A 23,618-nucleotide genomic window follows, 5' to 3' on the forward strand; every position below is an offset into this window, starting at 1 on the left:
CCAAAGAGAGAAGGAGCTTTCATCATTTATTTACTTTTAAATCGGCACATACATACCATAGGTGTTCTAAAACCACATCCGTCCGCCCCAAAACATCATGATTCCAATACCGCACAACAGTTAAACCCAAAGCCTCTAAAAACTTAGTCCGTTCAGCATCATATTCAACAGCATCCTCCATTCCATGCTGACTACCATCAAACTCAATCACTAAACCAATTTCATGGCAGTAAAAATCCACAATATAAGGCTCAATCACATGCTGACGACGGAATTTCAGATTCATAAAACGCTTAGCGCGGAGAAGTTGCCACATCAGGTGTTCTGCATCTGTGGCGGTGTGGCGCATAGATTTGGCGAATTCTAATAATGCAGGGTCAATTTTAATTTTTATTTCCCTCTCCCTAGCCCTCTCCCCATAGGGAGAGGGAACATTCATTGTGACATCACTTAATTTAAATTATCAAATTTAAAAAATATAACAGCTAAATTTTACCCAAAATTCAATCAATAATGGAAATCCCCTCTCCTCCTAGGAGAGGGTTAGGGAGAGGTGCTTTTATAAAACCCCATTCTCCAGCAACACCTCCAACCCTTTCACCTTCTCCATATATTTCAGCCGTTCTTTTTCCCACTTCACTTGCTCTTTCAGCACTGAAACATCGCCATCAATCACCTTATATACATCTTTCACCTGCATATTTTTAGGCTTCGGCTTTTCACTCCAGTGGAAACTATCCGTGATGTCATCAATCTGACTTGCAAGGCGTTGGCTTTGTGCCTCTAAAGCCATTTTATAAAACTTTAAATGTTCATCTGTTAAGGCTTTGGGGCTTTTGCCCTTATTGGTTTCTAGCTGTAATTGCAACTTTAATAAATAAAACAAATCCAGTGCTTCATGGGCTTGGTTCACCACTTGCAGCAACTCGGTTTTTTCAGCTTTTTTAGTTTCATCAGGCTCACGGTCAGGGTGAATCATGGCGGTGATTTTTAAAAACACGGTTTTCAGCGATTGATTCACTAACTTTTCAGCTTGCTCACGTTTTTGCGCTAAGCGTTTACGCTGATGTTCTTCTTTCTCACGTTGATATTGTTCGCTGTCCCACTCTTCATAAGACTCATTTTGTTCTATAGTTTCTTGTTCTATATCAACATGACCTTCTACTTTGCTCTGTTCAGCTTGCGCTAACTTAGCTTTTTTATTCGGCTTTTGCATATGTGCATGATGCTGCTGATAAAAAGCATCAACCTCCGAGACTTTTTCAAGTTCAGCAGTATTTAAATAATTAGATTTTTTCAGCTGCTTTGCCAATTTCGTGAGTTTGGCATCGAGCTGTGCTAAATCTGCTTTGGCTAAGTCTTCTTGCTGTAGATGTTGCCAAAGCTGAGTTAGTTGACGGTAGTACACCACATGCAAATCACGGTAGATCGGCACAAGTTTGAGTTGGATATAACTTTGAATTTCACTTTTGGCGTTTTGCCAAAGATCTAAATCCAGCTTTTGCTGTTCGATTTGCTCAATCAGTTTATTCAGCTTTTTATGCTGTGGCGATAAAGCTTCAACACTCGGGAGTAAACTGACTTTTAACTCAAAAGACATAAGCAAATTTAACGCAAAAAGAAAATTATAGCCGATCTAAGCACTAAACTTATGAGCACCTTGTATGAATCAACAATGGATTTTTATCAATTAACGCTCAAACCGTTGCAAATATTGACTCAGCTCTTCCCGAACAACCACCTCATGCCCTGCATGACTTCGACTTTGTTCCAAGAGATGTTCTGAGTCGATCACTGCCACACGATGACCATCTGCAATCAAGCGATCTACACCTTCAAAGAGCATTCGGACACCAACATCGTGTATCAAAGAAATATTGGTCAGGTCTAAAACGATATGGTTATTCGCAACAGGTTCATCCTCTAAGATCCGCAGCAACATTTCCGACTCAGTAAATTGCAATACGCCGCGCAGTTCATACACCACCACCGAACGATCTATCCCGCAGGTATAGCGACTTTGGACGATCGTTTGCGCTGAAGGTGTTCCCTCCATGACATGCAGTCCCATGTCCTTAGACAGTCGTTCAAATATTTCGACGCCTCGAACACTATTCCCATGTGTATCCAGTTTCGGACTAAAGACCGCTAGCCCAACCTGCCCCGGCAAAGCCCCCATGATGCCACCGGCCACACCACTTTTGGCAGGAATACCGACCGTTGTCAGCCAATCACCCGCAGCATCATACATGCCGCAAGTCATCATCACACTCAACACTTGGCGCACCACCGAACGTGACAGCAACCGTTTACCTGTGGCTGCTTGCACACCACCATTGGCAAGCACACTGGCCATTTTTGCCAAATCTTTAACCGTCACTAATATTGCACACTGACGAATGTAACCATTCACCACATCTTCAGGGTCTTCTTCAAGCACACCGACTGTACGTAGCATGTAACCAATCGACAAATTTCGAAAAGCCGTCTTCACTTCAGATTGGTAAACCGCTTCATCAAAACTCAGCTCACGCCCCGCCAGTTCACTTAAAAATTCACGGAGTTTTTCAGCTCGAGTGCTGTGCTCGTCATACGGTAAAAGTGAATGTGTGGTGATTGCCCCAGAATTGATCATCGGGTTCTTGGGCAGATTGGTATTTTTATCTAAGGCAATTTGGTTAAAGGCTTCGCCGGAGGGTTCAACCCCGACTTTTTTTAATACCACATCCAAACCTTGATGACGTATGGCCAAGGCATAAGCAAAAGGTTTAGACATCGATTGAATGGTGAACTCGACCTCGTCATCACCTGTAGAATAAATCGTGCCATCTACGGTAGACAGTGCCAAAGCCAGTCTATTCGGATTGGCGTTAGCTAACTCAGGAATATAATCTGCCAAAGCTCCGTGCTGATTGGCATCGCAGGCATTAAGGACATGCTGTAAATAATCTGGAACAGGCGTTTTCATAAGGGCTATTTTTTGTTGTGTGCTTTTTTATTTATAACAAATTGAGCTGCCTCTGTATAAGTCCTTATGGTGAAGCCGTGTTCTGAGCTAAAACCTGTATGTGCTGTATATTCAAATGGTGCATCATTTCTCGAATAAAAACGAAATAACTGAGTTGAATGATTGCCTGTTCACCAAAGAGATCTTGATAATATTCAGTATGTTCAATCATTTCATTAAAGCCATGTTCTAAGCTTTGTCGTTCAATGCGGGTCGCATGTTCAAAAAAGGTCTGCGCCAATATATGCAGCATCGCATCATTCGACTGAGCATAACGCTGCGTCTGATAATTAAGCTGTAATCGTTCTAAAATTTCTTCAATTTCATAGATCAAATATTCAATCGCTAAAGCATCGAAGCGCTGATGTCGAACACATTTTTGCACCAAAGCGACTAAGCCATGATCAAAATGAATATTCTTTTGCTCGGTCTGAAAGTGGAGCTGCGCTAATCCGAGCTGAAATTGTAATTGCTGCATAACTATCGTTTAACTTTTTTAATCTTCTGCCAAGTTTAACTCACGAAAGCTGCGTACTTGGTTACGACCTTGTTGCTTTGCCATGTACAGCGCTTGATCAGCCATACGCGTGACCACAGCAGACGGTGTCCCCTCGATCGCAGTTGCTACACCGAAACTTGCACTAATCTTCAACATTTGATGGTTGGCTATCATAGTTTCAGCTTCAGAAATGGCCAATCGACAGCGTTCAGCGACCTCTATCGCCTGCTCTAAACTCTGATTTTTTAAAATTAAAATAAATTCTTCACCGCCATAACGTCCAACCACATCTTGCACACGGGTATTGTCATTTAAAATTTGAGCAACACGTTGTAAAACGGCATCTCCTGCATCATGTCCATATTGGTCATTGATCAATTTAAAATGGTCGAGATCAAGCAAAACCACTGCAAATTCAAGCCGTGTCAGTTTGCTGAGCGTATCAAGTTCATGACTGACATAACGACGGTTAAACACATTGGTCAGCCCATCGACACGGCTGAGGACTTCCATCTTTTGTTCACGGTGTCGCCACTGTAAAAGCAAAATCTGAAAAAATACTGCACTGACGATCAATATGGGTAAATACAACTCCGCCATACTCATGAGCCAAAAGGCGTTGTCGTAAAACTCACTCTGTTTTAAAGCTGGGCTGAAAATCGGTGCATATTCTAGATGGTCAATCGAAGTTTGATAGCAAATGTAGCCAATAAACAGTGTGATCGGAAATGTAATACTGAGCATAATCGCAGGACGATAAAAAACCAAACCGACCATCAGCAGATTGACCGTCCCCGCCATAGTGGCAGGACTATAGATCCCGATCATATAGCCACCATAGATCATGCCGATCCCAAACAGGACGGGCGCAAAATAGCTAAAAAACAGTCTAAAATTTAAATATTTTTTAAAATAAAGACTGAGTACTGCCAATACGCCATAACTGAGTAGGACTATACAAGCGACGATGATCCTGAACTTGAGTTCACTCGGATTAAACCAAATCCGATTGGTCGAATAATAAAAATTCATGATGCACCACTTCAACACGCTAACTTGACTCAGCATGCCAAAGATGAGGAGTAAACGCCCTTTATCATAGTCAGACCAATTGATGATGAGATAGTCGGATTCAAATAAAAGATGCTTCAATTTACGCCATTGTACGCCCCATTTCGTACAGACAGCATTGCCCCAATTTTTCCCCATTAATCTTCTTTTTTATTTTATTATTTCGCTAGTTATACAAGGTTTTAGCTTCAAAAAGAAAGTCTATTTTCACAGTTAAGCATGCAATCTTTGAAGCCTTTAAACTTCACTTGCACCACTATTCAAATTACTTTTCCGTTATTTTTTTAGCTCAATTGGTCACTTTTTTATTTTTGAAATAACACGGTTTATTATTCTAAACGCTCGGTGAATAAGATCCCGTTCAGATGATCGACCTCATGTTGTACGATCCGTGCAGGAAAGCCATTCAGGGTTTTCTCTTTGACTTCACCTTGAAGGGTCAAATATCGCACGTGAATTTGCTCGGCTCTCGGGACTTGTCCTCGTGCATTCGGCACACTTAAGCAGCCTTCTTCACCCAAAACTGTGGTCGTAGATCGAGATGTAATCACTGGATTCACCATCACGATCGCCTCCATTTCAGGCGCGTCGGGATAGCGTAAATTTGCACGTGAAGCCACGATAATCACCCGCTTTGAAACATAAATTTGCGGCGCGGCAATGCCTACGCCTTGACGCTCAAGCATAGTGGCATGCAGTGTTTCACTTAGTGCAGTTAACCATGCAGAACCTATTTCAGATGCTTGTACCTCTGCGGCAGTGAGCGTCAAAATTGCTTCACCACTCTGTGCAACAGCAGCAACATTACTCATGTTTTTATCCTTTTTAAGTCTAGCGGGCTTAAATCACGTAAAAAAAACAACCATGCAATATGCATTATTATCGGTTCTGAGTATAAAACAACAGCGTGCTATGGCTTTGAATCTTTTGTGGTTTATATAGAGCACAAAGTAAAATAGTAGATCATACTACCCTATACCATTGATATTTATCATTTATACATCAAGGTACGCCATTATCTATTACCAATCATTCTTTAAGTTAATGCGACTTTATCTATATTATTTTGTTCTTAATTAATAATATTTTCATAACTATAAGTTTTTAATAAGGCAAAAAAGTTTGATTATTCAATAAAAATTTGAATCACTAAAATCGTCAAATGCTATTTGCTGCTGGAAAATATTTGCATGGAAGCTCAGCCACGCCTGACTCGTCAAGATAAACGCACCCTCGGACTGTCATCCCTCGGTGGCGCACTTGAGTTTTATGACTTTGTCATTTATGTGTTTTACGCCAAAATTATTTCGGAACTGTTTTTCCCCACTGGACTCAGTCCATTTTGGGCGATGCTGAATACCTACGGTATTTTTGCAGCAGGATATTTTTTCCGCCCATTGGGTGGTGTCGTAATGGCGCATTTTGGCGATTTGATTGGTCGTAAGCGTTTATTTAGTTTGTCTATTTTACTCATGGCTCTGCCTACACTGATGATTGGTGTGATGCCGACTTTTGAAAGTATTGGTTATGCAGCACCACTTTTGCTCCTACTGATGCGCGTGATTCAAGGCATCGCGATTGGTGGTGAAATCCCTGCGGCATGGACTTTTGTTTCAGAGCATGTGCCTGAGCAAAAAATTGGGATCGCCAATGGCCTACTCACTGCCGGCTTATCTTTGGGTATCCTATTGGGCGCACTGATGTCTTTGTTTATTTCATTACAATTTACAGAGTCAGAAATCCATGACTGGGCATGGCGGATTCCATTTATTCTAGGCGGAATCTTTGGTTTTGTTGCGCTCTATCTACGCAGTTATTTAAAAGAAACGCCTGTATTTAAAGCCATGCAAGAAAAGAAACAATTGGCTAAAGAACTTCCAGTGAAACAAGTGCTGCAACAGCACAAAACAGGCGTTGTGATTGGTATGCTGTTTACATGGTTCTTAACCGGCTGCGTTGTTGTATTGATTTTAGCGATGCCAAATCTACTCACAGGCGCCTTTGGTTTTGAACGTGCAGATGCCTTTAAAATGCAAAGTGCCGCTATTGTGATGCAAATGGTCGGTTGTATCTTGGCAGGTCTTTTGGCAGATCGCTTCGGTGCGGGTAAAGTGATGCTGTTCGGTTCACTCCTTGTCGCAATAATCGCGGGCGTGTTCTATAACAGCCTGGGCCATGTGGCAGCATCGACCGTGTTTGCGCTCTATATGTTGCTCGGTTTGGCATCAGGTACGGTTGGTATGGTGTCTTATAGTATGGTGAAAATGTTCCCTGCACAGATTCGTTTCTCGGGCATTTCATTTTCATACAATTTGGCCTATGCCATCGCGGGTGGTATCACTTTGCCATTGGTTCAATGGTTGAGTTTATACAGCAACATTGGCGCCATGTATTATATATGGACTGTCTGTTTGGTGACCTTCTTTACTGCGATGCTTTATCGTCAACGTTTTGAAAAAACATCTCGCTAACTGATGTTACGAAGTAACATCAGCAGCGCAATTTGATTCAAATAAATGAACGATACGCGCTAAGGTCATCCGCAAGTGTTTGAGACAGGACTACTTTTAATCAAAATTGTTTTTTGCAATACTTTGAAAAATTTGACGCTAGTGAACGAGTTTTGCGGTGAGGAGCATTGCTCCGCAAGATGGTTTCCTTGCGAAGCTTCGCTTCTCATTTTGCCTAATGAGAAACATTGTTTCGTAAGAGTACCTCCAGCCGAAGGCTAATCCCTTTATTCAATCCATAGATGTAAGACCCCGTCGAATAGACTTAAATATCATTTAAAAATTGTGAAATTACTTTTACGTGCGTAACATCAGTCCCTAAAAAAAGCGGTCAATGACCGGTTTTTTTAAATCACTTTCAAATCAATTCAGGCTTTTAAATTTTTACGCAATTCATCTTCTACAATTTCAATCTCAAGCTGACTAAAACGACGAATTTCACCTTCTGCATGTTTTTCAAGTAATCCACCAATCAGTGGAACTTTGACTTTCACCGTCCAGTCCAAATTGAAACTCACTTGTGTTGCATCACCACTGACACTTCGTTTACAACTGGCTTCGAGCGGTAGGTTCGGATCTAGTTTGACGTCAGAGGTTAATGCCGCCAAATTACTAATATCCGTACGTTTCAGACGAAACGCATCTTTTAAAAACTTCTTGGCAATATCTGGAATATTTACATCCAAGTTATAGGCACGTTTTAAGGTATACATATCACCTGTTTTTTTTGATTCTAAAATTTCTAGATTTTCACCCGGTATGCGTTTGCACACCGCTTCATGCAAGCTGATATCTGCGGCTAGTCGTTTAAAATCTTCAAGTGAAACGCCATGAATTGTGGCATTGACGGTAAATTGATGTGCCATTCTCGTAATCCTTAAGGTCAATATTGGTTTTATTGTTTTATTTCGCCCAGTTTACAGTTGCTAAAACTGTGCTTTGAATTAAATCGAAAAGCGTTATGGCTGTCATTGACCTGAAACCAAACTGAAAAAACAGAATTGCCATACTGCAACTCATTGGACTCTGCCTTAAAGGACTTTTTGATAGATTTGCCCATACTGATCTTTAAACTCGAGCTGAAATTCCCAGCCCGCATCAATTTTTAAATACATCCCTGCATAGGACAACTTTGCGTACCAATGACCAAAGTCTAGTCTTACAATATCAAAGCGGGCTTGTTCAGGGAGCTGTTGCATTGGTTTTGCATGTATCAAAGCGCTGGGTTCAAAAGACGTGCAGTGCGAGCCATAATCATGAAAAAGTTCGAAACATAGCTGATTAAAAATTTTAAATGTTGAATCTTTTGGGTCAAGTTGCATCATTGCTTTAATAACTTCCCATATCTTTTCATTTCTTCTTGCGCTTATTTTTATATTTCTATAACAAATCTTTGTGGTACTGCTTTTATAAATCTCAGTTTAATTTAAGTTGTTAATTTAACAGCATGCTATGCACTACACCATCCCGATCACGGTGTACCAATTTGATCGGTTGTGAATAATCGATCAAGATGCTTTGGTGTTTATAACTGATTTGGATGCCGTATTCATCTGCACCATCATCCAAACCGCTGATGCTACATTGCGTCCCTTGTGGAAAAGCCTTGAGCCATTCAGCGTTATACACATCTGCTATTTGCTCAAACTGAAAAAAGCTCGCCTTTTGCTGCAGTAGAACCGTAGCTTGTCGGTCAAAACGCAGTTGCTGCTCAAGTTGAAAGTCGATAATCATGACTCTGCACGCTCTTTACTTATTCATCGGGATCGGATCATCGGCTATTAAAATCAAGCTTCGCAGACACCCAATTTTGCTTATAAATTCACAGAGGATTTTATGACATGTCTTAGACTCAAATGAACACAGCCACATTTCTTAAGGCATAAAAAAGGCACTTCTCATCGGGGTGAAGCCCGATTATGAAATGCCCTTTATAGTTACAAAGTAAATATATTTTTATAAATTGTCAAATTGGGAATGAAAAAAACATCTGTGGGCTAAATGGATAAAGCTTTCATCGCCTGTTGCTGCTGTTTATTTTTGACTTGTGTCCATTGCCACCAACCAAATGCCGCCAAGCCCACAAAACCTGCATACAACGCCGCAGTGAGATACAGGTCTTTGTATATAAACATACCCACATAGATAATATCGACAAATACCCAAAGCACCCAAGTAGCAATATGTTTCCGGCTGGTCCAATACGTTGCGAGTAAGCTAAACGCGGCCAATTGTGCATCCAAAATTGGTACGGCTGCATCGGTAAAATAGTGCAGGCTTAAACCAAAAATCAAACCGCCCACCGCAGCTAAGAGCATTTGAAAGATCACAATTTTGGTCGCAATCGGTTCAATACGGATGTCATGATCTTGTTGTTTGCCCTTCAACCAGTGATAAAAACCGTAGAAGTTCACCACCACAAAGAAAAACTGCAAAATGGTTTCGCCATAAAGTTTGTAGGTATAAAACAAGTAGGCATACAGCAAAAAAGCTGCAAAGTTAAACCACCAACACCACATATTTCGCTTTATGGTTAAAGTCACCCCGATTAAGCTAATAATGACTGCAAATATTTCTAAGTTCGACATGGTTGATTGGGCCTTAAAAAAGCTGCAGCTATTATGGAAAAAATCAGCCCAAAGGCAAGCTATATCCCACACTATTTCATATCAACTCTGTAAATTTTAAATCAAACCACTCATCCACCAGACGATGATTTTGATGTTTTGAACGCATCAGTTTTGACAGTTTTCTAACAATCGTTTAAAAACCTATCTATGCCTAAAGAATAATCAGAAGGAATCATTAAAATGTCAGAACAACAAGGTCGTGTAAGTCGAGAAATCCGTGGTCATCTTTATTTAATCGGTTTGGACCGTGCAGATAAACGAAATGCGTTTGACAGTCATTTAATTCATGACCTTTCACTGGCGCTCACTGAATATGAAGATGATCCAAATTTACGCTGTGCGGTAATTTTTGCTCATGGCGATCATTTTACTGCGGGTCTAGATCTGGTCGAACTACAACCCAAACTTGGCAGCGGGCTGTTTAATTTTCCTGATCAGCAAATTAATCCGTGGGGAACCAACTCACGACAACGAAAAAAACCAGTTGTGGTCGCGGTACAAGGATTCTGTTTTACAGCGGGTATTGAACTCATGCTGAATGCCGATGTAGTGATCGCACAGCGTCAGACCGAGTTCGCTCAAATGGAAGTGCAACGTGGCATTCTTCCTTTTGGTGGTGCAACAGTTCGCTTTGTGCAAGCAGCAGGTTGGAATAAAGCCATGCGCTATTTACTCACGGGTGAACGTTTCAATGCGCAAATGGCATATGACATGAACTTGGTGACTGAAATCACTGACCAAGCACCCTTATCTCGTGCCATTGAACTTGCAGAACAAATTGCACAGGCTGCACCACTGGCGGTTCAGGCAACACTCGCTGCAGCACAGCAAGGTGTGCATTTGGGAGCCGATGCTGCCTTTGCTCAATTGGATCAGCATTTACAACCACTACTAAAAACACAAGATGTACAAGAAGGTGTGATGGCCATGCTACAACGTCGCGCAGCCAATTTTCAGGGCAAATAACCCTTTATTTAAACTGAGTAAACCCTTTCCGTCCTGCCTATCAAGAGAAAAATTATGTCAACGGATTTAGAACCGGCAGCGCAAGAAATACATAGTACACCCGTGAGTTTCCCTGCAACCGATGGTTATACGCTTTCAGGCGTTGAATATCGGCCTAATACTGCCGCTAAGGCCAATATTATTATTTCAAGTGCGACAGGTGTACCTCAACAATTTTACCGTCGTTTTGCCGAGTATGCCGCAGGACTCGGTTATCAAGTACTGACTTTTGATTATCGTGGTATAGGACGTTCTGCACCGTCAAAACTTAAAGGCTTTAAGATGTCCTACCTCGACTGGGGACGTTATGACCTTTCTGGTGCCATAGCTTATATGCAACAACACGGTCAGGAAACTTTTCTAGTGGGACACTCCTATGGCGGCCAAGCACTAGGACTTACCTCAAATCACGATCAGATACGTGCCATGTATTGTTTTGGCACTGGCGCAGGTTGGCATGGCTATATGCCCTTTAAAGAAAAAATGAAGGTTCATGTAATGTGGAATATCGTTTTTCCGCCGATGGTTGCCATCAAAGGGTATTTGCCTTGGAGCAAACTCAATATGGGCGCTGACCTTCCTGTCGATGTCTATAAACAATGGCGCCGTTGGTGTAAAAACCCAACCTATTTCTTTGCCGACCCTGAGCTGAGTGAGCTGTCTCAACAATATGCTGCAGTTCAAACGCCGATCTATGCGGTCGCTGCACTCGATGATGACTGGGCATTACCCAATTCAAGACATGCTTTTATGCAGCATTATGCACAAGCGTCAATGCACTATATCAATATTGAAGCGCAAGATTATGGTCTAAAACATATTGGTCATATGGGATATTTCCGCAAAGGTGCTGAACCCTTATGGCAGGAAGTGATCGGACGGTTTGACGAACTGTTAGTTGCCTAGACCAATTTACTTCATACACATCATATTGAATTATTCGGATAGAGAGTTACATGCGTCCACGGAAAAACACCTCTGAACATCTATTGCTACAGTCAGCACACGCCTTTAAACGCTATGGCTATATGGGCTGCAGCATGGGGAAATTGGCTGGAGCCTGTGGACTCTCAAAAGCTGCGTTTTATTATGACTATCCGAATAAAGACGCTTTACTGATGGAAATTTTAAACCTGACGCATATAAAGTTACAACACAGTATTTTTCAGCAATTACAGCAAACTACTAAATCCCCTCAACAGGCTTTCTCGCACATCCATCAACAGGCCATCCAGTTTTTTAGCCAAGGTGGATTAGGTTGTTTGGTCGGGATTTTAAGTATGGAACGGCAACATTTGCCTACCGAGATTTTTGCAAAATTACAGTCCATCTTTCAGGAGTGGCAACTGGCCTTTGAAGTGTTTTTTCAGCGATGCATGAGCATCGAACATGCCGCTCAACTTGCCAAAGTCAGCTTGGCGGATTATGAAGGCGCGATTTTAATGGCCCGAATAACCGATGATTTGAGTTATCTCGATTTAGTCCAAGATCGCATTTTGCTTCAACTTGCGGAGTCTTGATAGCGATATTCAATTTTATGTTCTTCGCCAAAACGGTCGACATGTGTATAAAACTCACCGTATCGACCTAAATAATACTCGAGCGATTGATTGTAAAAACTCCAATAAATCGACCATTCATTCAGATCTAATTGGCGAATTTGAGTTTTACAATTGACTGGCATGCGACGTAAAAAAACTTCTTGTAACTGTTCGGCTGCCTGTAGCGAATCTAGTTTGTATTGTTGTTGAAAGAAAATTTCCGCAATATCATCAAAAAGTTGCTGTTCATATTCATCTACTTCAATGACTTGATCGACGTCACGAATAGCATCATCATTCGATGCTAAAGAGATACTGTTCGATTTTTTTGGTGCTTGGTAACGCGTATATTTTTGACGATATTTTTCTGTTTTTATTATTTTTTTGACCACGATTCCTGCTGCAGACAACGCAATCAGAATACACATCACAATGAGAAAATTAACCATAATAACAACCTACTGCCGATGACGCGCATGCACATCTTGAATCATCGAATATTTTTATGGACTAATATAACGCACAATAACGTTTAAAATTCATACAAAATTATTTTAAAGCTGAAATCTTGCCAATTTTCTTTGCTAATTTATTTCAAACTATTACACCTGTTGAAATCATTGAGTATGTATACATTTCTAAAAAATCTATTATTACTTTAAAAACAGTATAGTTAGATGCATTTATGTGGTTATTTATCCGTATTTAACGATTAATTTATAAATATACATTTGTAAATTTTGCAACAATTTTGAAATAAAAACCCAACCCAACGGCGCAATGGCTGCAAAAAAACATAAAACGCAACAAGAAGCCTCTTTAAGCACAAGGCGATATCTTCTGAAATGACAGGCTGTTGGAGTTTTCTATAAAAAGAAAAAATTATGATACGCGAAGCACAAATTCAGGATATACCCGAAATTATTCACGTGATTCACAACAGCATTCGTTCATGTATCCAGGACCATCAACGTAATGAAAGTGTGATTCAAACTTGGCTTGAGGAGGCAAATCAATCAAATATCTTAATGTGGATGCTTTACAACGACAGTTGGGTCTACGTCAGTGATAATCGAGTGGTCGGCTTTATTTTAGTCAGTGATCAAGGACAAATTTTACTGAACTATATCTGCCCTGAACGTCAGTACCAAGGCATTGGTAAGGCATTATTGTTAAACACGATTCACTGTGTCAGGAAAAAGAATATTACCGAGATCAGTCTAGAAAGTACCCATACAGCACTCGCCTTTTACCAAAAATATGGCTTTGTCGCACATCAGGATTTTGAACCTGCTGATGTTCCGCTCAAATTGGTTAAACAGCTCTGTTAGTAGAGAGATAATAACGTTTATAGAGGGATAAATTTTCAAACAGCATGAATTTGAGAGATGAATTTAAATGAGTATTGGTAATGTTACTAACAATAGCACCGCAAAGTTTTAACCGTTTACAACTGTGTATCAAGGCTTAAGTTGATCGCGTCCTGCCTGTTTAGCCATATATAAATAATGGTCTGCATGCTTCATTAAGGCTTCGATACTGTTGAAGTCATTCTGTTTATCCATCCATGCCATGCCCAAACTCAGTGTGACGTAATTTTTGTCATCCCCCCGATTAACATGTTCAAGTTGTTCATTACGCATGGCTTCGAGTACCAATTGCAATTGTTCTTGGGCAATCGCATACGGAACATCATGCATCAATATGGCAAACTCCTCTCCACCGTAGCGAGCCACATAGGCTGAACTTGGCAGGGTATTTTGCATGGTTTTCACGATCTGCTGTAACACCTCATCGCCTTTGAGATGTCCATAGTGGTCATTATAATTTTTAAAATAATCGACATCTAACATGGCAAAGACCAATGTTCGATGACTATGAAAACGGACTTCTGAATATAAACGTTGAATTTCTGCATTCAAAGCACGACGATTGAATGCCCCCGTTAAGGCATCAATACGAATTTGTAGCTCTAATTTTTTATTCAGCTCATGGAGCTGTAAGGTGCGCTCTTTGACTTTCTGATCGAGTGAACTGTTTAGCTCAAGCAGACTATTATTTAACTGCTCGGTATGCATCGACTGCTGTGCATAATGATGCGATTGCTGAAACATGATCAACAAGGCATACAAACTGGTTGAAATGAACGATAAATTGACGGAATCAATCAAATTCATCATCAGCAAAAAGTCGTTTAAAAAAGTAATGCATAGGAAAATAACCGCGATTAAATTTAATTTTGAATACGGTTCTTTCTTTTTCAGTGTTAGGTAAAAACCATAAGCAAAATTACTTAGAACAACGATCACATAGGCAAAACTGTAAGTTGCCAAAGGTTGAAAAATTTCAGGCGTCGAAACAAAAGTCACTGAAATATTCAAAGACAACAGCAACATCGCGATCTGATAATTTAAGGTAAATAAATAGCGACGACTGAGCAAGTGGATATAACTTAAAAAGAAAATCGATGCCAAATAGGTAAATAAGTATTCTAATCGCGTGCCCCACAACCAATTAATATCGGTAAAAGTTGTATAGGCATAAGGTGCTGAAAATAAATTATGGAGTGCTAAAAAGACAATAAATAAGCCAAACACCAAATTACTTCGGCTATTGCGACCGCGTAAACCTCGAAAGACTGAAAATAGGATCGTAAATAATCCCACACCCAAGACGGCGCCAGACACCATCCCAATACTCATCATTTGTTGTTGGAATTGGCGGTTTACTGTCTTGGCGATACCAATACGCATGGGGTTTTCAAACCCGCCATGCATACTGTTAAAACTTGAAGCCTGAATGGTTAAAGTGAAATATTCATCTTGTGCCACAAAATAGGCAATTCGCGGCGCATTCTCCGTTTTTTGTTCTGCTTCAGTACGCCCAACTTCTCCCAAACGAACGATCACATCACCATTTAAAAATACCCGATATGCACCGTACTGATTTGGAATCAATACCGCGATACGTCGGCCAATAAATTGTTTGGGAATTTGGAAATGCCCAGTGTATGTCCCAAAACCTTTACTGTCCCCTGTGATGTCTTTAAATGATGCAGGCAGATAGACCGTTTGACCGACTAGAACCGAACTCGGAGACGTTAAAAATTGATTTGGATAAAACAACCATTTGCCTTGTAAGAGGCTACTGGTGTCTTCCGTGAAGTAGATTTGGTTAACTTCGTTTTGATGTTTTAAATAAAACGATTTAGGAGCAGTTTCATACTGTGCTTGAGCAGTCGATACAGTGAATGCCAATGTAAAAATAATAAAGGTAAGAACCCAGAACAATCTGGTGCAAGGCAACTGTAAAGACAACGGCTTTGATTCCTGCGTTTATACTCGAGCAATTATTCTAATCTACGGTAAAAGACAAAAATAACAACTACTATTTTATCAAATTGATCAATAACTTCCATGTCATCGATCTAAAACAGTCGCTGTATTAATCGCGAGTTTTTACATCATACAATTCAATCTCAAAAATAAGATTTGAATTGGCAGGAATTACATTACCCATTTTACGTTCACCATAAGCCAAATGTGATGGCACGATTAACTTACGTTTACCACCGACTTTCATCCCCATGATGCCCTGATCCCAACCTTTAATCACACGGCCAGTACCAATCACTGTTTCAAAATAATTACCACGATCCAGTGATGAATCAAATTTTGTACCGTCTTCTAACCAGCCTGTATAGTGCGTTGTAATCAAAGCGCCTTTAACCGCTTCTTTACCTTCACCTACCACTAAGTCAATAATTTCTAATTCCGTGCTCATGCTCTCAACCTCAAATGCCGCAATCTAAATAAAGCACTATTATAAACAGAATCAGTCTGAACATGATGCCCTTGAATGCGTTAGAACTTACCGACTCAAAGTTGAGAACACAATGATTTAGATCAGCATGCAAATAAACATTTACTAGTAAAGCTCACATGTCTTGAAACATTTAGGAGTATTCCGTTATCACTAAGATGCATTGGGAAGAAACGAATAAAAAATTTAAAGCGCTCTAAAAGTTTGAACGTTCATTGAATGAAGACGTTTATGCGGTAAGAACAACGCTATTTACAATGATAATAAAGAGGATTCATCCATGAGCATTACATAAATTGAGGCCTGGAAATTTTCCCCAAATTAGATTTTTATGATGGTTTTAGGTCAACTGAGTTTTAAATCGACAGTTAAATTAACAGAATCGTATTAGCTGAAAAAATAGTTATAGCGACAAGGATGCAAGCCTAAACCCGCATCCATCATAAAAAGTTAAATCAAATCATGAGCTTATTGCAATTGTGTCCATTCAATCACCGCTTGAGCTTTATCACCAATCAAAGTCCATTCGCCGTCCATCACATTTAATTGTAAAGACATGGTCCGTTCGCATAACTCTTGAATGGCGGCTGTACTCGCTTCAGATAATTGCCAAATCTCAACATTCTTCAGGGTTTTCAGTTTGCTGTTGCGTTTATACCATTCGTCTACTGAAGAACCATAGGTAATCACAGCAACTTGTGGGCAACGAGCACTGGCTTTTTTGACTTTGTCTTCGTCAGGGCAACCGACTTCAATCCATTTCACCAATTGCCCTGTTAAATCTTTTTCCCACAGCGCTGGTTCGTCTGTTTCGAAAAGATCTTTGGTAAATTCTAATGCTTCATCTGCATAGCGTGCATATGCCAAGACACGCACCATCAAACGTTCAATCGTTTCAGAAGGATGCAAAGCCATCGTCAATTGATAATCACCATATTGGTGTACATCCATATTGGCAATGTTCAAATCTGCTTTATAAATTGTAGCTTTTAGCGCCATGGTAAAGTCCTCAAATTTGGCGCCTAGCATATAAGATTTAGCAAGCTTTTGCTGCGTTGATTTACTTATTTCTCAGCTTTATCGGCATCGATACGGCACTGCATTAAACGATCTTCAAATTCGAGCCATTCACGTTCAGTCTGGTAAATAATTTCGACACGATTATCGATACTTTCCTCGCTCGACTGATAATTAAACTGATCGGGATTAAAGTTAAAGGTTTTCCACCCTTGGTCGGTCTGAAAAATACCTTTGATCCGTAGCCAATCTTGCTGCTCACAGAGTAAATCTAACAACTCAAAAAAATCAAAGGTCCATCGTTTTGGGAGTTTCCAACCTGCGACACTATAGCCCTGAGCGGATTCAACATAATGATAAGGCAACTGTTTAATTTCTGTGGGTACATCGACCAACGTTTGCTTTTGTATGGCCAATAAAGGCTGAATTTTACGCGGACTTCCCACATAGGCGAGATCAATATTTGTCAGTTTTAAATCACCTTTGACGACATTGATCCATTGCTGCTGATACGGTAAATACGTTTGTTTGAGTCGTTCCAAACCAGCTTGATCGGCATCACTCATACAATCGACATGAGACACTACCACGATTTGCGCTACTTTGAGTTGATCGGCATACAGGTTTTGCGAAGTCCAATCTTGATCATGTAAGCGTGAGCCATCGACCACGGTCACCAATGCCCGCATGGCTAAATGCGGATGCCAATGTGGCTCAGTCAATTGCTCCAAAAGTTGTCCAGGATGCCCCAAACCTGTTGGCTCGATAAACAGTCGGTCGGGTTTCACCTCTGACAATAACCGTGATAACGCAATTTGCATCGGCAGTTGGCTGCTACAACATAAACAACCACCCAATAATTCCTTCACCGCAAAACCTTGATCTTGCGACAACATCTGTTGATCGACCCCGATTTGTCCAAACTCGTTCATCAGTACGGCCCAAGTTTCACCCGCTGGCTTTTGCTTCAATAACTGCTGTAAAACTGTGGTTTTACCCGCACCTAAAAAGCCAGAAATAATATGAACAGGAATCGCACCGTGGGTAGAAACTAATTTCAAAAGTGATTCACTCAAATAAATAGCCAATGATTGATGGCCTTTACCATAATGATTTCAAAAAAATGCTGCAAGCCCAGTCTTCATTTCTCTGTCTTCATTTTCCTAAAGCATAGATCAGTCTCGTATTCCAACGAATTGTATAATCATCTGGCTATTAAGAGCCTGTTTATTCCATTTGCATGAATGCATGACATATCTGGTCACACTTTATTGGCAAAGTTAACTCTTATATTTTAAAAAATGGTTATCTCGAAAAGAATCCTTACATTTGGATTTTAGTGAAATTTCTGGATTCTGCTTATTTACGACATCGATGTAATCATCATGTAAACAATGAATGAATCATGAAGCCGATTTGGTCATTTTTTCTTGCAAAGTTAAATGAAGATTCCGATATTTTTTTACATTTGAAACACAGGATGGACGGTTATGTATTCATCCAGTTAACCAGTCTGTTTCACTTTGTTGCTCGCATTGATCACTCGGTTTTCTCGATTTAGCATGAGTTCTCTCCTGATGGACGTGATGATCTTTTCAGGACTTACTAAAATATATAAGGATGCTCAAAATGAAATTAACTCAAATTTTACTTGCTTCTACTCTAGCTGCTGCAGCTGCAACAAGTTTTGCTGCGAGCAAAGATAAACAAGAAGCGCCTGAACAAGAAAAAGTAGTGGTTAGCACTCAAGAACAGCCAGCGACTGAAACAACTGCTGCTGAAGGTACTGCTGCTCAACCTGCTTCAGAAGCAAATGCTGAAGGTTCTGCACCAGCTCAACCTGCTCAGTAATAGACGAATAGCGTACTCCACACGCTAAATTCATTTAGTCTGCTGCTCAACATTTATCCCTCACTAATAGAATGTTGTGCTAAATGAATTAAAGTCGCCGGATCATTGAAAAATGGTTCGGCTTTTTTATGCTCAAAGCTACTGATTGATAGATTTTAATGATCGATAAATCATTCAAAATGATTGATGATTTTCATATAAATAAATATATATCATTCACTTAAAATAAAACCCTGCAAAAAACACGATAATTCGATTCATCGTTTCGACTTATGCCTAGCTTGTTGAAAGCCTAGCTTTAGAACTTAATAGTGGCATATGTGAAGTGATTGGATGTTTACGCATGAGCAATAAAGCAAATTACACAACGGAAGTTGCCATTCTGGGCGCAGGTCCTGTCGGCTTAACCATTGCAAACTACTTAAGTAAGCAAGGTGTCAAAGTCACTGTGATTGAACAACTAGACAGCCTGATTGACTACCCACGTGCGATTGGTATTGATGATGAATCATTACGTACCATCCAATCATTAGGTTTAGTGGACCAAGTGTTACCGCATACGACACCGAACCACGCGATGCGTTTCTTAACCCCTAAAGGCCGTTGTTTCGCAGACATTCAACCGCTCACTCGTGAATTTGGTTTCTCACGTCGTAATGCCTTTATTCAACCACAAGTCGATAATGTACTGCTACAAGGTTTAAAACAGTACGAAACCACAAATGTTTTATTCTCTCGTCAATTGTCTGATTTTAGCCAAGATGCCAAGGGTGTAACGCTCAATATTCAAAATAAAGACGGTGAAGCTGAAATAATTCAAACGCAGTATTTGATTGCTTGTGATGGTGGTAACTCTGTGGTACGTCGTACCCTCAACATCGGCTTCGATGGTAAAACTGCACCGAACCAATGGATCGTGATCGACATCAATAATGACCCACTTGCAACGCCACACATTTACCTATGCTGTGACCCTGTGCGTCCTTATGTATCTGCTGCACTTCCACACGGTATTCGTCGTTTCGAATTTATGGTGATGCCTGGTGAAACTCAAGAAGAATTAAGCAAACCTGAAAACATTGCCAAATTATTGTCGAAAGTACTTCCAACGACCGATGGTATTGAAGTGATTCGTCAGCGTGTTTATACCCACAATGCCCGTATTGCAGATAAATTCCGTGTAGACCGTATTTTACTTGCAGGCGATGCTGCGCACATCATGCCAGTATGGCAAGGTCAAGGCTATAACAGTGGTATGCGTGATGCATTCAACCTTGCGTGGAAAGTTGCTATGGTTGTACAAGGCAAAGCTGGCCCAGCGCTTTTAGATACATACCAAGTTGAACGTAAAGATCATGCCAAAGCGATGATTGATCTTTCTGTAATGGCGGGTCATGTCCTTGCGCCACCAAAAAAATGGCAAGGTTTCGTGCGTGATGGTATCGCGTATGCGCTCAATTACATCAAACCGATCAAACAATATCTATTGGAAATGCGCTTCAAGCCAATGCCGAAGTACAACGATGGTGCATTGATCAATAACGGTGTTAAAGATTCACCTGTGGGTAAAATGTTCATTCAACCATATGTTCAACTTGAATCTGGTGAAAAAGTCCTACTTGATGAAGTCATCGGTAACGACTTTGCAATCATTGCTTGGGGCGTCGATCCAAAATGGGGTCTGTCAGATGCGACCATGAAAAAATGGCAAAAATTGGGCGTTAAATTTATCCAAGTATTGCCTGCTGTTCAGCTTAGCAATGAAAATCGCACCAAGTACGACAATGTGATTACGATTGGTGATATTGGTACCGATATTCGTGGTTGGTTTGGTAAAACCACTGAATCTGTTACGATTCTTCGCCCAGACCGTTTTGTTGCAGCGATTGCAATTCCACAAACTTTAGACAGCGTGAGCCAACAATTGTTTGCAAAATTGCATGCTTAATAATCCAAATAGATCTGCAAGAATTAAAAAATCACCTGCATAAAGCATGGTGATTTTTTTCTACAATCACTATAAACATCAGATGCTATAATCGTTCAATACATAATTATAAGCTTCGCAAAATGCAAAAAAGATTTCAGAAATTATTCATTTATAGTTTGTTAGGTTTTATTTTTATCTGTTCACTCATTTTCGTAGAGATACATCATTTTCATGCCAATAGTTGGTTACCTATTTTCGTTTTTTGCCTCTGTTTTCTTATTTCTTTGAATTGCTATTTATTACGCTTAGAAAAAGATGTGAACAAAAACGAAGAATCTAATTTTTTGTCCTTCCATTTATACATTTCATTTTTTTATGCAGTCATTGCCAGCTTTTTTCTCACCACAGTGATTCTTGCTTTATTTGCATTACAAACTCAATATTTTGGTCAAGATAAAAATATCATTCTAAAAGGCCAAGTCTATTCACCTACATTTACACTAGAAAAGAAGCCCTGCCGAGCTCGCCTTAAATTTCCCGAAAGTGGTTGGTCTACCTTCGCGTATCTCTGTCTAGATACCAAGAAACATAAATTTTCTGGTTATTACAAACTCCATTTGAAAACCAGTTTCGCAGGGGCTGCGGTTCAGCATTATTATTGGATTAATGATCAATTAACATATCAGCAGCATCGTGCCTTAGATATGGATCCACAACAAAAAAGACTACTCGAAATATATGCCAAACTTGAAAGAGATTTAGGCCCACCTCTATCTGATGATTAAGCCCATGATTTTTTAAATAGAACCAACAACGATTGAGTCTATTTAATTTAGCGCAATATATGCCATACATTATTTATGGCAATAATTAAAATCGCTTTATCATCTTAGTGATTGATATTTAAAACTCTTTCTTTTTAGTTCTCAAAGAAAGAGTTATATGAATAGACATATAGCAATACCACGTTCAGCCAACAATCAAATAAGCTTCCAAGTTAAACCGACTGAAACCAATGCACATCTTTTACCGATTCACGTTGCTGAATCTGCTGAATAAAAGGTTTAAATTCATCTAAATATGGCAATATTTTGAATGAAATTGCATACACCATCCAATAAGCTAAATACAAATCTGCTGCGCTAATTTTATCCCCCAACAGATATGGTTGAGCCTGTGCAAGCCCTGTTTTAATAAAATCTAAAAGTATTTTTTCATTACCAAAACTCAAACTGCCACGTTTCTCATCCATCAACTCTGTGCTAATGCCGACATTTTTCATGTCCATATATTCAGTCAGCGGACCATGACAGAAAAACATCCATTTCAAATATTCACCACGTTTGGGATCATCCAAGGCGGGTGCCAAACCTTTGTCACTGAATGTATCAGCTAAATAACTAAAGATGGCGGCGGTCTCACTAATCACGGCAATACCATCGACCAAGCAGGGAACTTTGCCCATGGGATTAATCTTGAGATATGCCGCTTGGTGCATCTCTTCATATGGCACTTCAATAATCTCAACTTCTGACTCGATGTCTAATTCTTTCAATAAAGGCAGAATAGTATTACTGCGTGAGCGTGGATTGCTGTAGAGTTTCATTGCTGGGTTCATTGTAGATATCCTTATTTTCATCCTTGTTGTTCTGTCTATTACTATACGCGGCTTTATGTAGAATTATGTTGCGTTCATCCCTGCTTTAAACACTTTCCGATACAATACGCCCGACTAATAATTACGCTAAATTTGAATTGATATTTAAAGCAAAAAGTATTTACTCCGACTTTCTGATAATCAAACAATTGAGCTCTACATCGATGAAAAATAAATATTTAATTGCCATGTTTACGGTGATTTTAATTTCAGGCTGTTCCAAGAAAACCGAAGAAATGGCAACTGAAGCCAGCGCAGATGCACAACCTGCTCAAGTCAGTACACAGCAAGATCAAGCAGCGGAAAGCACATCCAATGAGCCGTCTACCACGCCTGCAACAACACAAAAACCTGAAACTATTTTAAATGAGCAGGTCAACCCAGCCGAAGCCTCTCGTAAAATGGTACGAGAAGCCAATGTCAGTTTTGAGTCGAAAGATGTCGTTAAAACGGCCTTAGAAATTGAAAAACTGATGCTAAGTTTAGGCGGCTTTATTGAACAGAAAAATATCGACTTTGTGGTGCAAGAGAGTCGATCCTACCCGATTGCTGACGGCAAAATTAAAATCTTTGAAAAAGTAAATCCGCAAGCGGAAATGATCATTCGTGTGCCAAGTGAAAAAGCTGCACATTTCGTTAATCAACTGTTGCCCCTTATGCATTTTTTGAACCGTCAGCAATATTCGGCAAAACGCTATGAGCTAAAACTACTCGAAGAAAAAATGTCGCAAACAACGGTCGTGCCAGACCATGTAGCAGCAGCGCAAGTCAATGAGATCTCACGCCTGACTCGCTTAGAAGTTCAAGATCGTGTCCGCTATAGCACGATTGTGATTGGCTTTACTCAACCTGCCACTGTCCGTGAACATATCGATATTAACCTTGATGCTGTTGCGCAGTTAAATGGCGATAGTTTCTGGCAAAGAGCGTGGTATGGTATTCAAAAAGGTTGGCAATTTGTGTTGAGCCTACTGGTTATTCTCATTACGATTTGGCCACTCTATCTGATTATTTTTATCGGTTTGATTGCCTACCGTGTGATGAAACCCTATTTACAAAAATGGTTTAAATGAATGAG

General features: G+C 40.1%; 25 protein-coding genes. 9 read left to right on the top strand and 16 right to left on the bottom strand.

The window, feature by feature from the left end; genetic code table 11:
• Positions 1 to 22 precede the first annotated feature (22 nt).
• The 6 genes from FTU62_RS02875 to def all read right to left on the bottom strand — a co-directional run bounded on the left by FTU62_RS02875 (position 23) and on the right by def (position 5,389).
• Complete coding sequence (locus FTU62_RS02875; RefSeq protein WP_180101856.1) at positions 23 to 388, bottom strand: endonuclease domain-containing protein; 366 nt, start codon at positions 386 to 388, stop codon at positions 23 to 25.
• A 171-nt stretch (positions 389 to 559) separates the two neighbouring features.
• Positions 560 to 1,600 (bottom strand): molecular chaperone DnaJ, encoded by a 1,041-nt coding sequence (locus FTU62_RS02880; RefSeq protein ID WP_180101785.1) that lies wholly within the window; start codon positions 1,598 to 1,600, stop codon positions 560 to 562.
• Positions 1,601 to 1,690: 90 nt separating this feature from the next.
• Positions 1,691 to 2,968: a glutaminase gene (locus FTU62_RS02885; protein ID WP_180101786.1), complete on the bottom strand. Its 1,278-nt coding sequence runs from the start codon at positions 2,966 to 2,968 to the stop codon at positions 1,691 to 1,693.
• 64 nt (positions 2,969 to 3,032) lie between these two features.
• A complete protein-coding gene (locus tag FTU62_RS02890; RefSeq protein ID WP_180101787.1) occupies positions 3,033 to 3,485 on the bottom strand; it encodes a hypothetical protein in 453 nt (150 codons plus the stop codon).
• Between the two features lie 18 nt (positions 3,486 to 3,503).
• A complete protein-coding gene (locus tag FTU62_RS02895; protein ID WP_180101788.1) occupies positions 3,504 to 4,715 on the bottom strand; it encodes a GGDEF domain-containing protein in 1,212 nt (403 codons plus the stop codon).
• 191 nt (positions 4,716 to 4,906) lie between these two features.
• Complete coding sequence (gene def, locus FTU62_RS02900) at positions 4,907 to 5,389, bottom strand: peptide deformylase (RefSeq protein ID WP_180101789.1); 483 nt, start codon at positions 5,387 to 5,389, stop codon at positions 4,907 to 4,909.
• A gap of 378 nt (positions 5,390 to 5,767) precedes the next feature.
• Here def and FTU62_RS02905 point away from each other — a divergent pair, with 378 nt between their 5' ends.
• On the top strand, positions 5,768 to 7,048 hold the full coding sequence (locus tag FTU62_RS02905; protein WP_180021219.1) for an MFS transporter: 1,281 nt from the start codon (positions 5,768 to 5,770) through the stop codon (positions 7,046 to 7,048).
• A 407-nt stretch (positions 7,049 to 7,455) separates the two neighbouring features.
• On the opposite strand, the gene FTU62_RS02910 is transcribed toward FTU62_RS02905, so the two are convergent.
• The 4 genes from FTU62_RS02910 to pnuC all read right to left on the bottom strand — a co-directional run bounded on the left by FTU62_RS02910 (position 7,456) and on the right by pnuC (position 9,675).
• A complete protein-coding gene (locus FTU62_RS02910; protein ID WP_078192225.1) occupies positions 7,456 to 7,953 on the bottom strand; it encodes a DUF2505 family protein in 498 nt (165 codons plus the stop codon).
• A 165-nt stretch (positions 7,954 to 8,118) separates the two neighbouring features.
• On the bottom strand, positions 8,119 to 8,286 hold the full coding sequence (locus FTU62_RS02915; protein WP_180101790.1) for a hypothetical protein: 168 nt from the start codon (positions 8,284 to 8,286) through the stop codon (positions 8,119 to 8,121).
• Between the two features lie 235 nt (positions 8,287 to 8,521).
• The gene (locus FTU62_RS02920) at positions 8,522 to 8,821 is read right to left on the bottom strand and encodes a hypothetical protein (protein WP_180023193.1); all 300 of its coding nucleotides are present in this window, start codon (positions 8,819 to 8,821) and stop codon (positions 8,522 to 8,524) included.
• Between the two features lie 263 nt (positions 8,822 to 9,084).
• Positions 9,085 to 9,675: a nicotinamide riboside transporter PnuC gene (pnuC, locus tag FTU62_RS02925; RefSeq protein ID WP_111885562.1), complete on the bottom strand. Its 591-nt coding sequence runs from the start codon at positions 9,673 to 9,675 to the stop codon at positions 9,085 to 9,087.
• A gap of 222 nt (positions 9,676 to 9,897) precedes the next feature.
• Between pnuC and FTU62_RS02930 the strand changes: the two genes are divergently transcribed.
• Genes FTU62_RS02930 through FTU62_RS02940 form a run of 3 tightly spaced genes read left to right on the top strand, consistent with a single transcriptional unit; the run spans position 9,898 to position 12,242 of the window.
• Positions 9,898 to 10,683 carry a crotonase/enoyl-CoA hydratase family protein gene (locus tag FTU62_RS02930; RefSeq protein WP_078192229.1) on the top strand — a complete coding sequence of 262 codons (786 nt, stop codon included), beginning with the start codon at positions 9,898 to 9,900 and terminating at the stop codon, positions 10,681 to 10,683.
• 54 nt (positions 10,684 to 10,737) lie between these two features.
• Positions 10,738 to 11,628, top strand: coding sequence for an alpha/beta fold hydrolase (locus tag FTU62_RS02935; protein WP_180101791.1), 891 nt, complete (start codon positions 10,738 to 10,740; stop codon positions 11,626 to 11,628).
• 50 nt (positions 11,629 to 11,678) lie between these two features.
• Positions 11,679 to 12,242, top strand: a complete 564-nt coding sequence (locus FTU62_RS02940) for a TetR/AcrR family transcriptional regulator (protein ID WP_180101792.1) — start codon at positions 11,679 to 11,681, stop codon at positions 12,240 to 12,242.
• Here FTU62_RS02940 and FTU62_RS02945 read toward each other — a convergent pair.
• Positions 12,224 to 12,712, bottom strand: a complete 489-nt coding sequence (locus tag FTU62_RS02945) for a hypothetical protein (protein ID WP_180101793.1) — start codon at positions 12,710 to 12,712, stop codon at positions 12,224 to 12,226. The two genes, FTU62_RS02940 and FTU62_RS02945, sit on opposite strands and share 19 nt — an antisense overlap.
• Before the next feature lie 435 nt (positions 12,713 to 13,147).
• Here FTU62_RS02945 and FTU62_RS02950 point away from each other — a divergent pair, with 435 nt between their 5' ends.
• The gene (locus FTU62_RS02950; RefSeq protein ID WP_180101794.1) at positions 13,148 to 13,594 is read left to right on the top strand and encodes a GNAT family N-acetyltransferase; all 447 of its coding nucleotides are present in this window, start codon (positions 13,148 to 13,150) and stop codon (positions 13,592 to 13,594) included.
• 129 nt (positions 13,595 to 13,723) lie between these two features.
• Here the strand turns inward: FTU62_RS02950 and FTU62_RS02955 are convergent, their stop codons facing one another.
• From FTU62_RS02955 to FTU62_RS02970, 4 genes are all read right to left on the bottom strand, one after another.
• Complete coding sequence (locus tag FTU62_RS02955) at positions 13,724 to 15,520, bottom strand: diguanylate cyclase domain-containing protein (protein WP_180101857.1); 1,797 nt, start codon at positions 15,518 to 15,520, stop codon at positions 13,724 to 13,726.
• A 187-nt stretch (positions 15,521 to 15,707) separates the two neighbouring features.
• On the bottom strand, positions 15,708 to 16,046 hold the full coding sequence (locus tag FTU62_RS02960; protein WP_078191421.1) for an FKBP-type peptidyl-prolyl cis-trans isomerase: 339 nt from the start codon (positions 16,044 to 16,046) through the stop codon (positions 15,708 to 15,710).
• 507 nt (positions 16,047 to 16,553) lie between these two features.
• Positions 16,554 to 17,084 (bottom strand): YaeQ family protein, encoded by a 531-nt coding sequence (locus FTU62_RS02965; protein ID WP_168379277.1) that lies wholly within the window; start codon positions 17,082 to 17,084, stop codon positions 16,554 to 16,556.
• A gap of 65 nt (positions 17,085 to 17,149) precedes the next feature.
• Positions 17,150 to 18,163: a GTP-binding protein gene (locus FTU62_RS02970; protein WP_180101795.1), complete on the bottom strand. Its 1,014-nt coding sequence runs from the start codon at positions 18,161 to 18,163 to the stop codon at positions 17,150 to 17,152.
• Between the two features lie 568 nt (positions 18,164 to 18,731).
• On the opposite strand from FTU62_RS02970, the gene FTU62_RS02975 reads away from it, so the two are divergent.
• From FTU62_RS02975 to FTU62_RS02985, 3 genes are all read left to right on the top strand, one after another.
• A complete protein-coding gene (locus FTU62_RS02975) occupies positions 18,732 to 18,953 on the top strand; it encodes a hypothetical protein (RefSeq protein ID WP_078191424.1) in 222 nt (73 codons plus the stop codon).
• A gap of 343 nt (positions 18,954 to 19,296) precedes the next feature.
• Positions 19,297 to 20,901 carry a bifunctional 3-(3-hydroxy-phenyl)propionate/3-hydroxycinnamic acid hydroxylase gene (locus tag FTU62_RS02980; RefSeq protein ID WP_180101796.1) on the top strand — a complete coding sequence of 535 codons (1,605 nt, stop codon included), beginning with the start codon at positions 19,297 to 19,299 and terminating at the stop codon, positions 20,899 to 20,901.
• Between the two features lie 122 nt (positions 20,902 to 21,023).
• Positions 21,024 to 21,668, top strand: coding sequence for a hypothetical protein (locus FTU62_RS02985; protein ID WP_180101797.1), 645 nt, complete (start codon positions 21,024 to 21,026; stop codon positions 21,666 to 21,668).
• 212 nt (positions 21,669 to 21,880) lie between these two features.
• Here FTU62_RS02985 and FTU62_RS02990 read toward each other — a convergent pair whose 3' ends face one another.
• Positions 21,881 to 22,489 carry a glutathione S-transferase family protein gene (locus FTU62_RS02990; RefSeq protein ID WP_180101858.1) on the bottom strand — a complete coding sequence of 203 codons (609 nt, stop codon included), beginning with the start codon at positions 22,487 to 22,489 and terminating at the stop codon, positions 21,881 to 21,883.
• A gap of 215 nt (positions 22,490 to 22,704) precedes the next feature.
• On the opposite strand from FTU62_RS02990, the gene FTU62_RS02995 reads away from it, so the two are divergent.
• The gene (locus FTU62_RS02995) at positions 22,705 to 23,613 is read left to right on the top strand and encodes a DUF4349 domain-containing protein (RefSeq protein WP_180101798.1); all 909 of its coding nucleotides are present in this window, start codon (positions 22,705 to 22,707) and stop codon (positions 23,611 to 23,613) included.
• Positions 23,614 to 23,618: the final 5 nt, after the last annotated feature.

It is taken from the genome of Acinetobacter sp. YH12126 (assembly GCF_013418745.1).
Lineage (GTDB): Bacteria > Pseudomonadota > Gammaproteobacteria > Pseudomonadales > Moraxellaceae > Acinetobacter > Acinetobacter amyesii.

Coding starts and splice junctions, on each gene's coding strand:
- pnuC (WP_111885562.1), bottom strand. CDS start 9,675: ATGTCGAACTTAGAAATATTTGCAGTCATTATTAGCTTAATCGGGGTG.
- FTU62_RS02880 (WP_180101785.1), bottom strand. CDS start 1,600: ATGTCTTTTGAGTTAAAAGTCAGTTTACTCCCGAGTGTTGAAGCTTTA.
- FTU62_RS02910 (WP_078192225.1), bottom strand. CDS start 7,953: ATGGCACATCAATTTACCGTCAATGCCACAATTCATGGCGTTTCACTT.
- FTU62_RS02940 (WP_180101792.1), top strand. CDS start 11,679: ATGCGTCCACGGAAAAACACCTCTGAACATCTATTGCTACAGTCAGCA.
- FTU62_RS02990 (WP_180101858.1), bottom strand. CDS start 22,489: ATGAAACTCTACAGCAATCCACGCTCACGCAGTAATACTATTCTGCCT.
- FTU62_RS02950 (WP_180101794.1), top strand. CDS start 13,148: ATGATACGCGAAGCACAAATTCAGGATATACCCGAAATTATTCACGTG.
- FTU62_RS02995 (WP_180101798.1), top strand. CDS start 22,705: ATGAAAAATAAATATTTAATTGCCATGTTTACGGTGATTTTAATTTCA.
- def (WP_180101789.1), bottom strand. CDS start 5,389: ATGAGTAATGTTGCTGCTGTTGCACAGAGTGGTGAAGCAATTTTGACG.
- FTU62_RS02890 (WP_180101787.1), bottom strand. CDS start 3,485: ATGCAGCAATTACAATTTCAGCTCGGATTAGCGCAGCTCCACTTTCAG.
- FTU62_RS02980 (WP_180101796.1), top strand. CDS start 19,297: ATGAGCAATAAAGCAAATTACACAACGGAAGTTGCCATTCTGGGCGCA.
- FTU62_RS02895 (WP_180101788.1), bottom strand. CDS start 4,715: ATGGGGAAAAATTGGGGCAATGCTGTCTGTACGAAATGGGGCGTACAA.
- FTU62_RS02985 (WP_180101797.1), top strand. CDS start 21,024: ATGCAAAAAAGATTTCAGAAATTATTCATTTATAGTTTGTTAGGTTTT.
- FTU62_RS02945 (WP_180101793.1), bottom strand. CDS start 12,712: ATGGTTAATTTTCTCATTGTGATGTGTATTCTGATTGCGTTGTCTGCA.
- FTU62_RS02930 (WP_078192229.1), top strand. CDS start 9,898: ATGTCAGAACAACAAGGTCGTGTAAGTCGAGAAATCCGTGGTCATCTT.
- FTU62_RS02960 (WP_078191421.1), bottom strand. CDS start 16,046: ATGAGCACGGAATTAGAAATTATTGACTTAGTGGTAGGTGAAGGTAAA.
- FTU62_RS02920 (WP_180023193.1), bottom strand. CDS start 8,821: ATGATTATCGACTTTCAACTTGAGCAGCAACTGCGTTTTGACCGACAA.
- FTU62_RS02915 (WP_180101790.1), bottom strand. CDS start 8,286: ATGCAACAGCTCCCTGAACAAGCCCGCTTTGATATTGTAAGACTAGAC.
- FTU62_RS02935 (WP_180101791.1), top strand. CDS start 10,738: ATGTCAACGGATTTAGAACCGGCAGCGCAAGAAATACATAGTACACCC.
- FTU62_RS02965 (WP_168379277.1), bottom strand. CDS start 17,084: ATGGCGCTAAAAGCTACAATTTATAAAGCAGATTTGAACATTGCCAAT.
- FTU62_RS02885 (WP_180101786.1), bottom strand. CDS start 2,968: ATGAAAACGCCTGTTCCAGATTATTTACAGCATGTCCTTAATGCCTGC.
- FTU62_RS02905 (WP_180021219.1), top strand. CDS start 5,768: ATGGAAGCTCAGCCACGCCTGACTCGTCAAGATAAACGCACCCTCGGA.
- FTU62_RS02975 (WP_078191424.1), top strand. CDS start 18,732: ATGAAATTAACTCAAATTTTACTTGCTTCTACTCTAGCTGCTGCAGCT.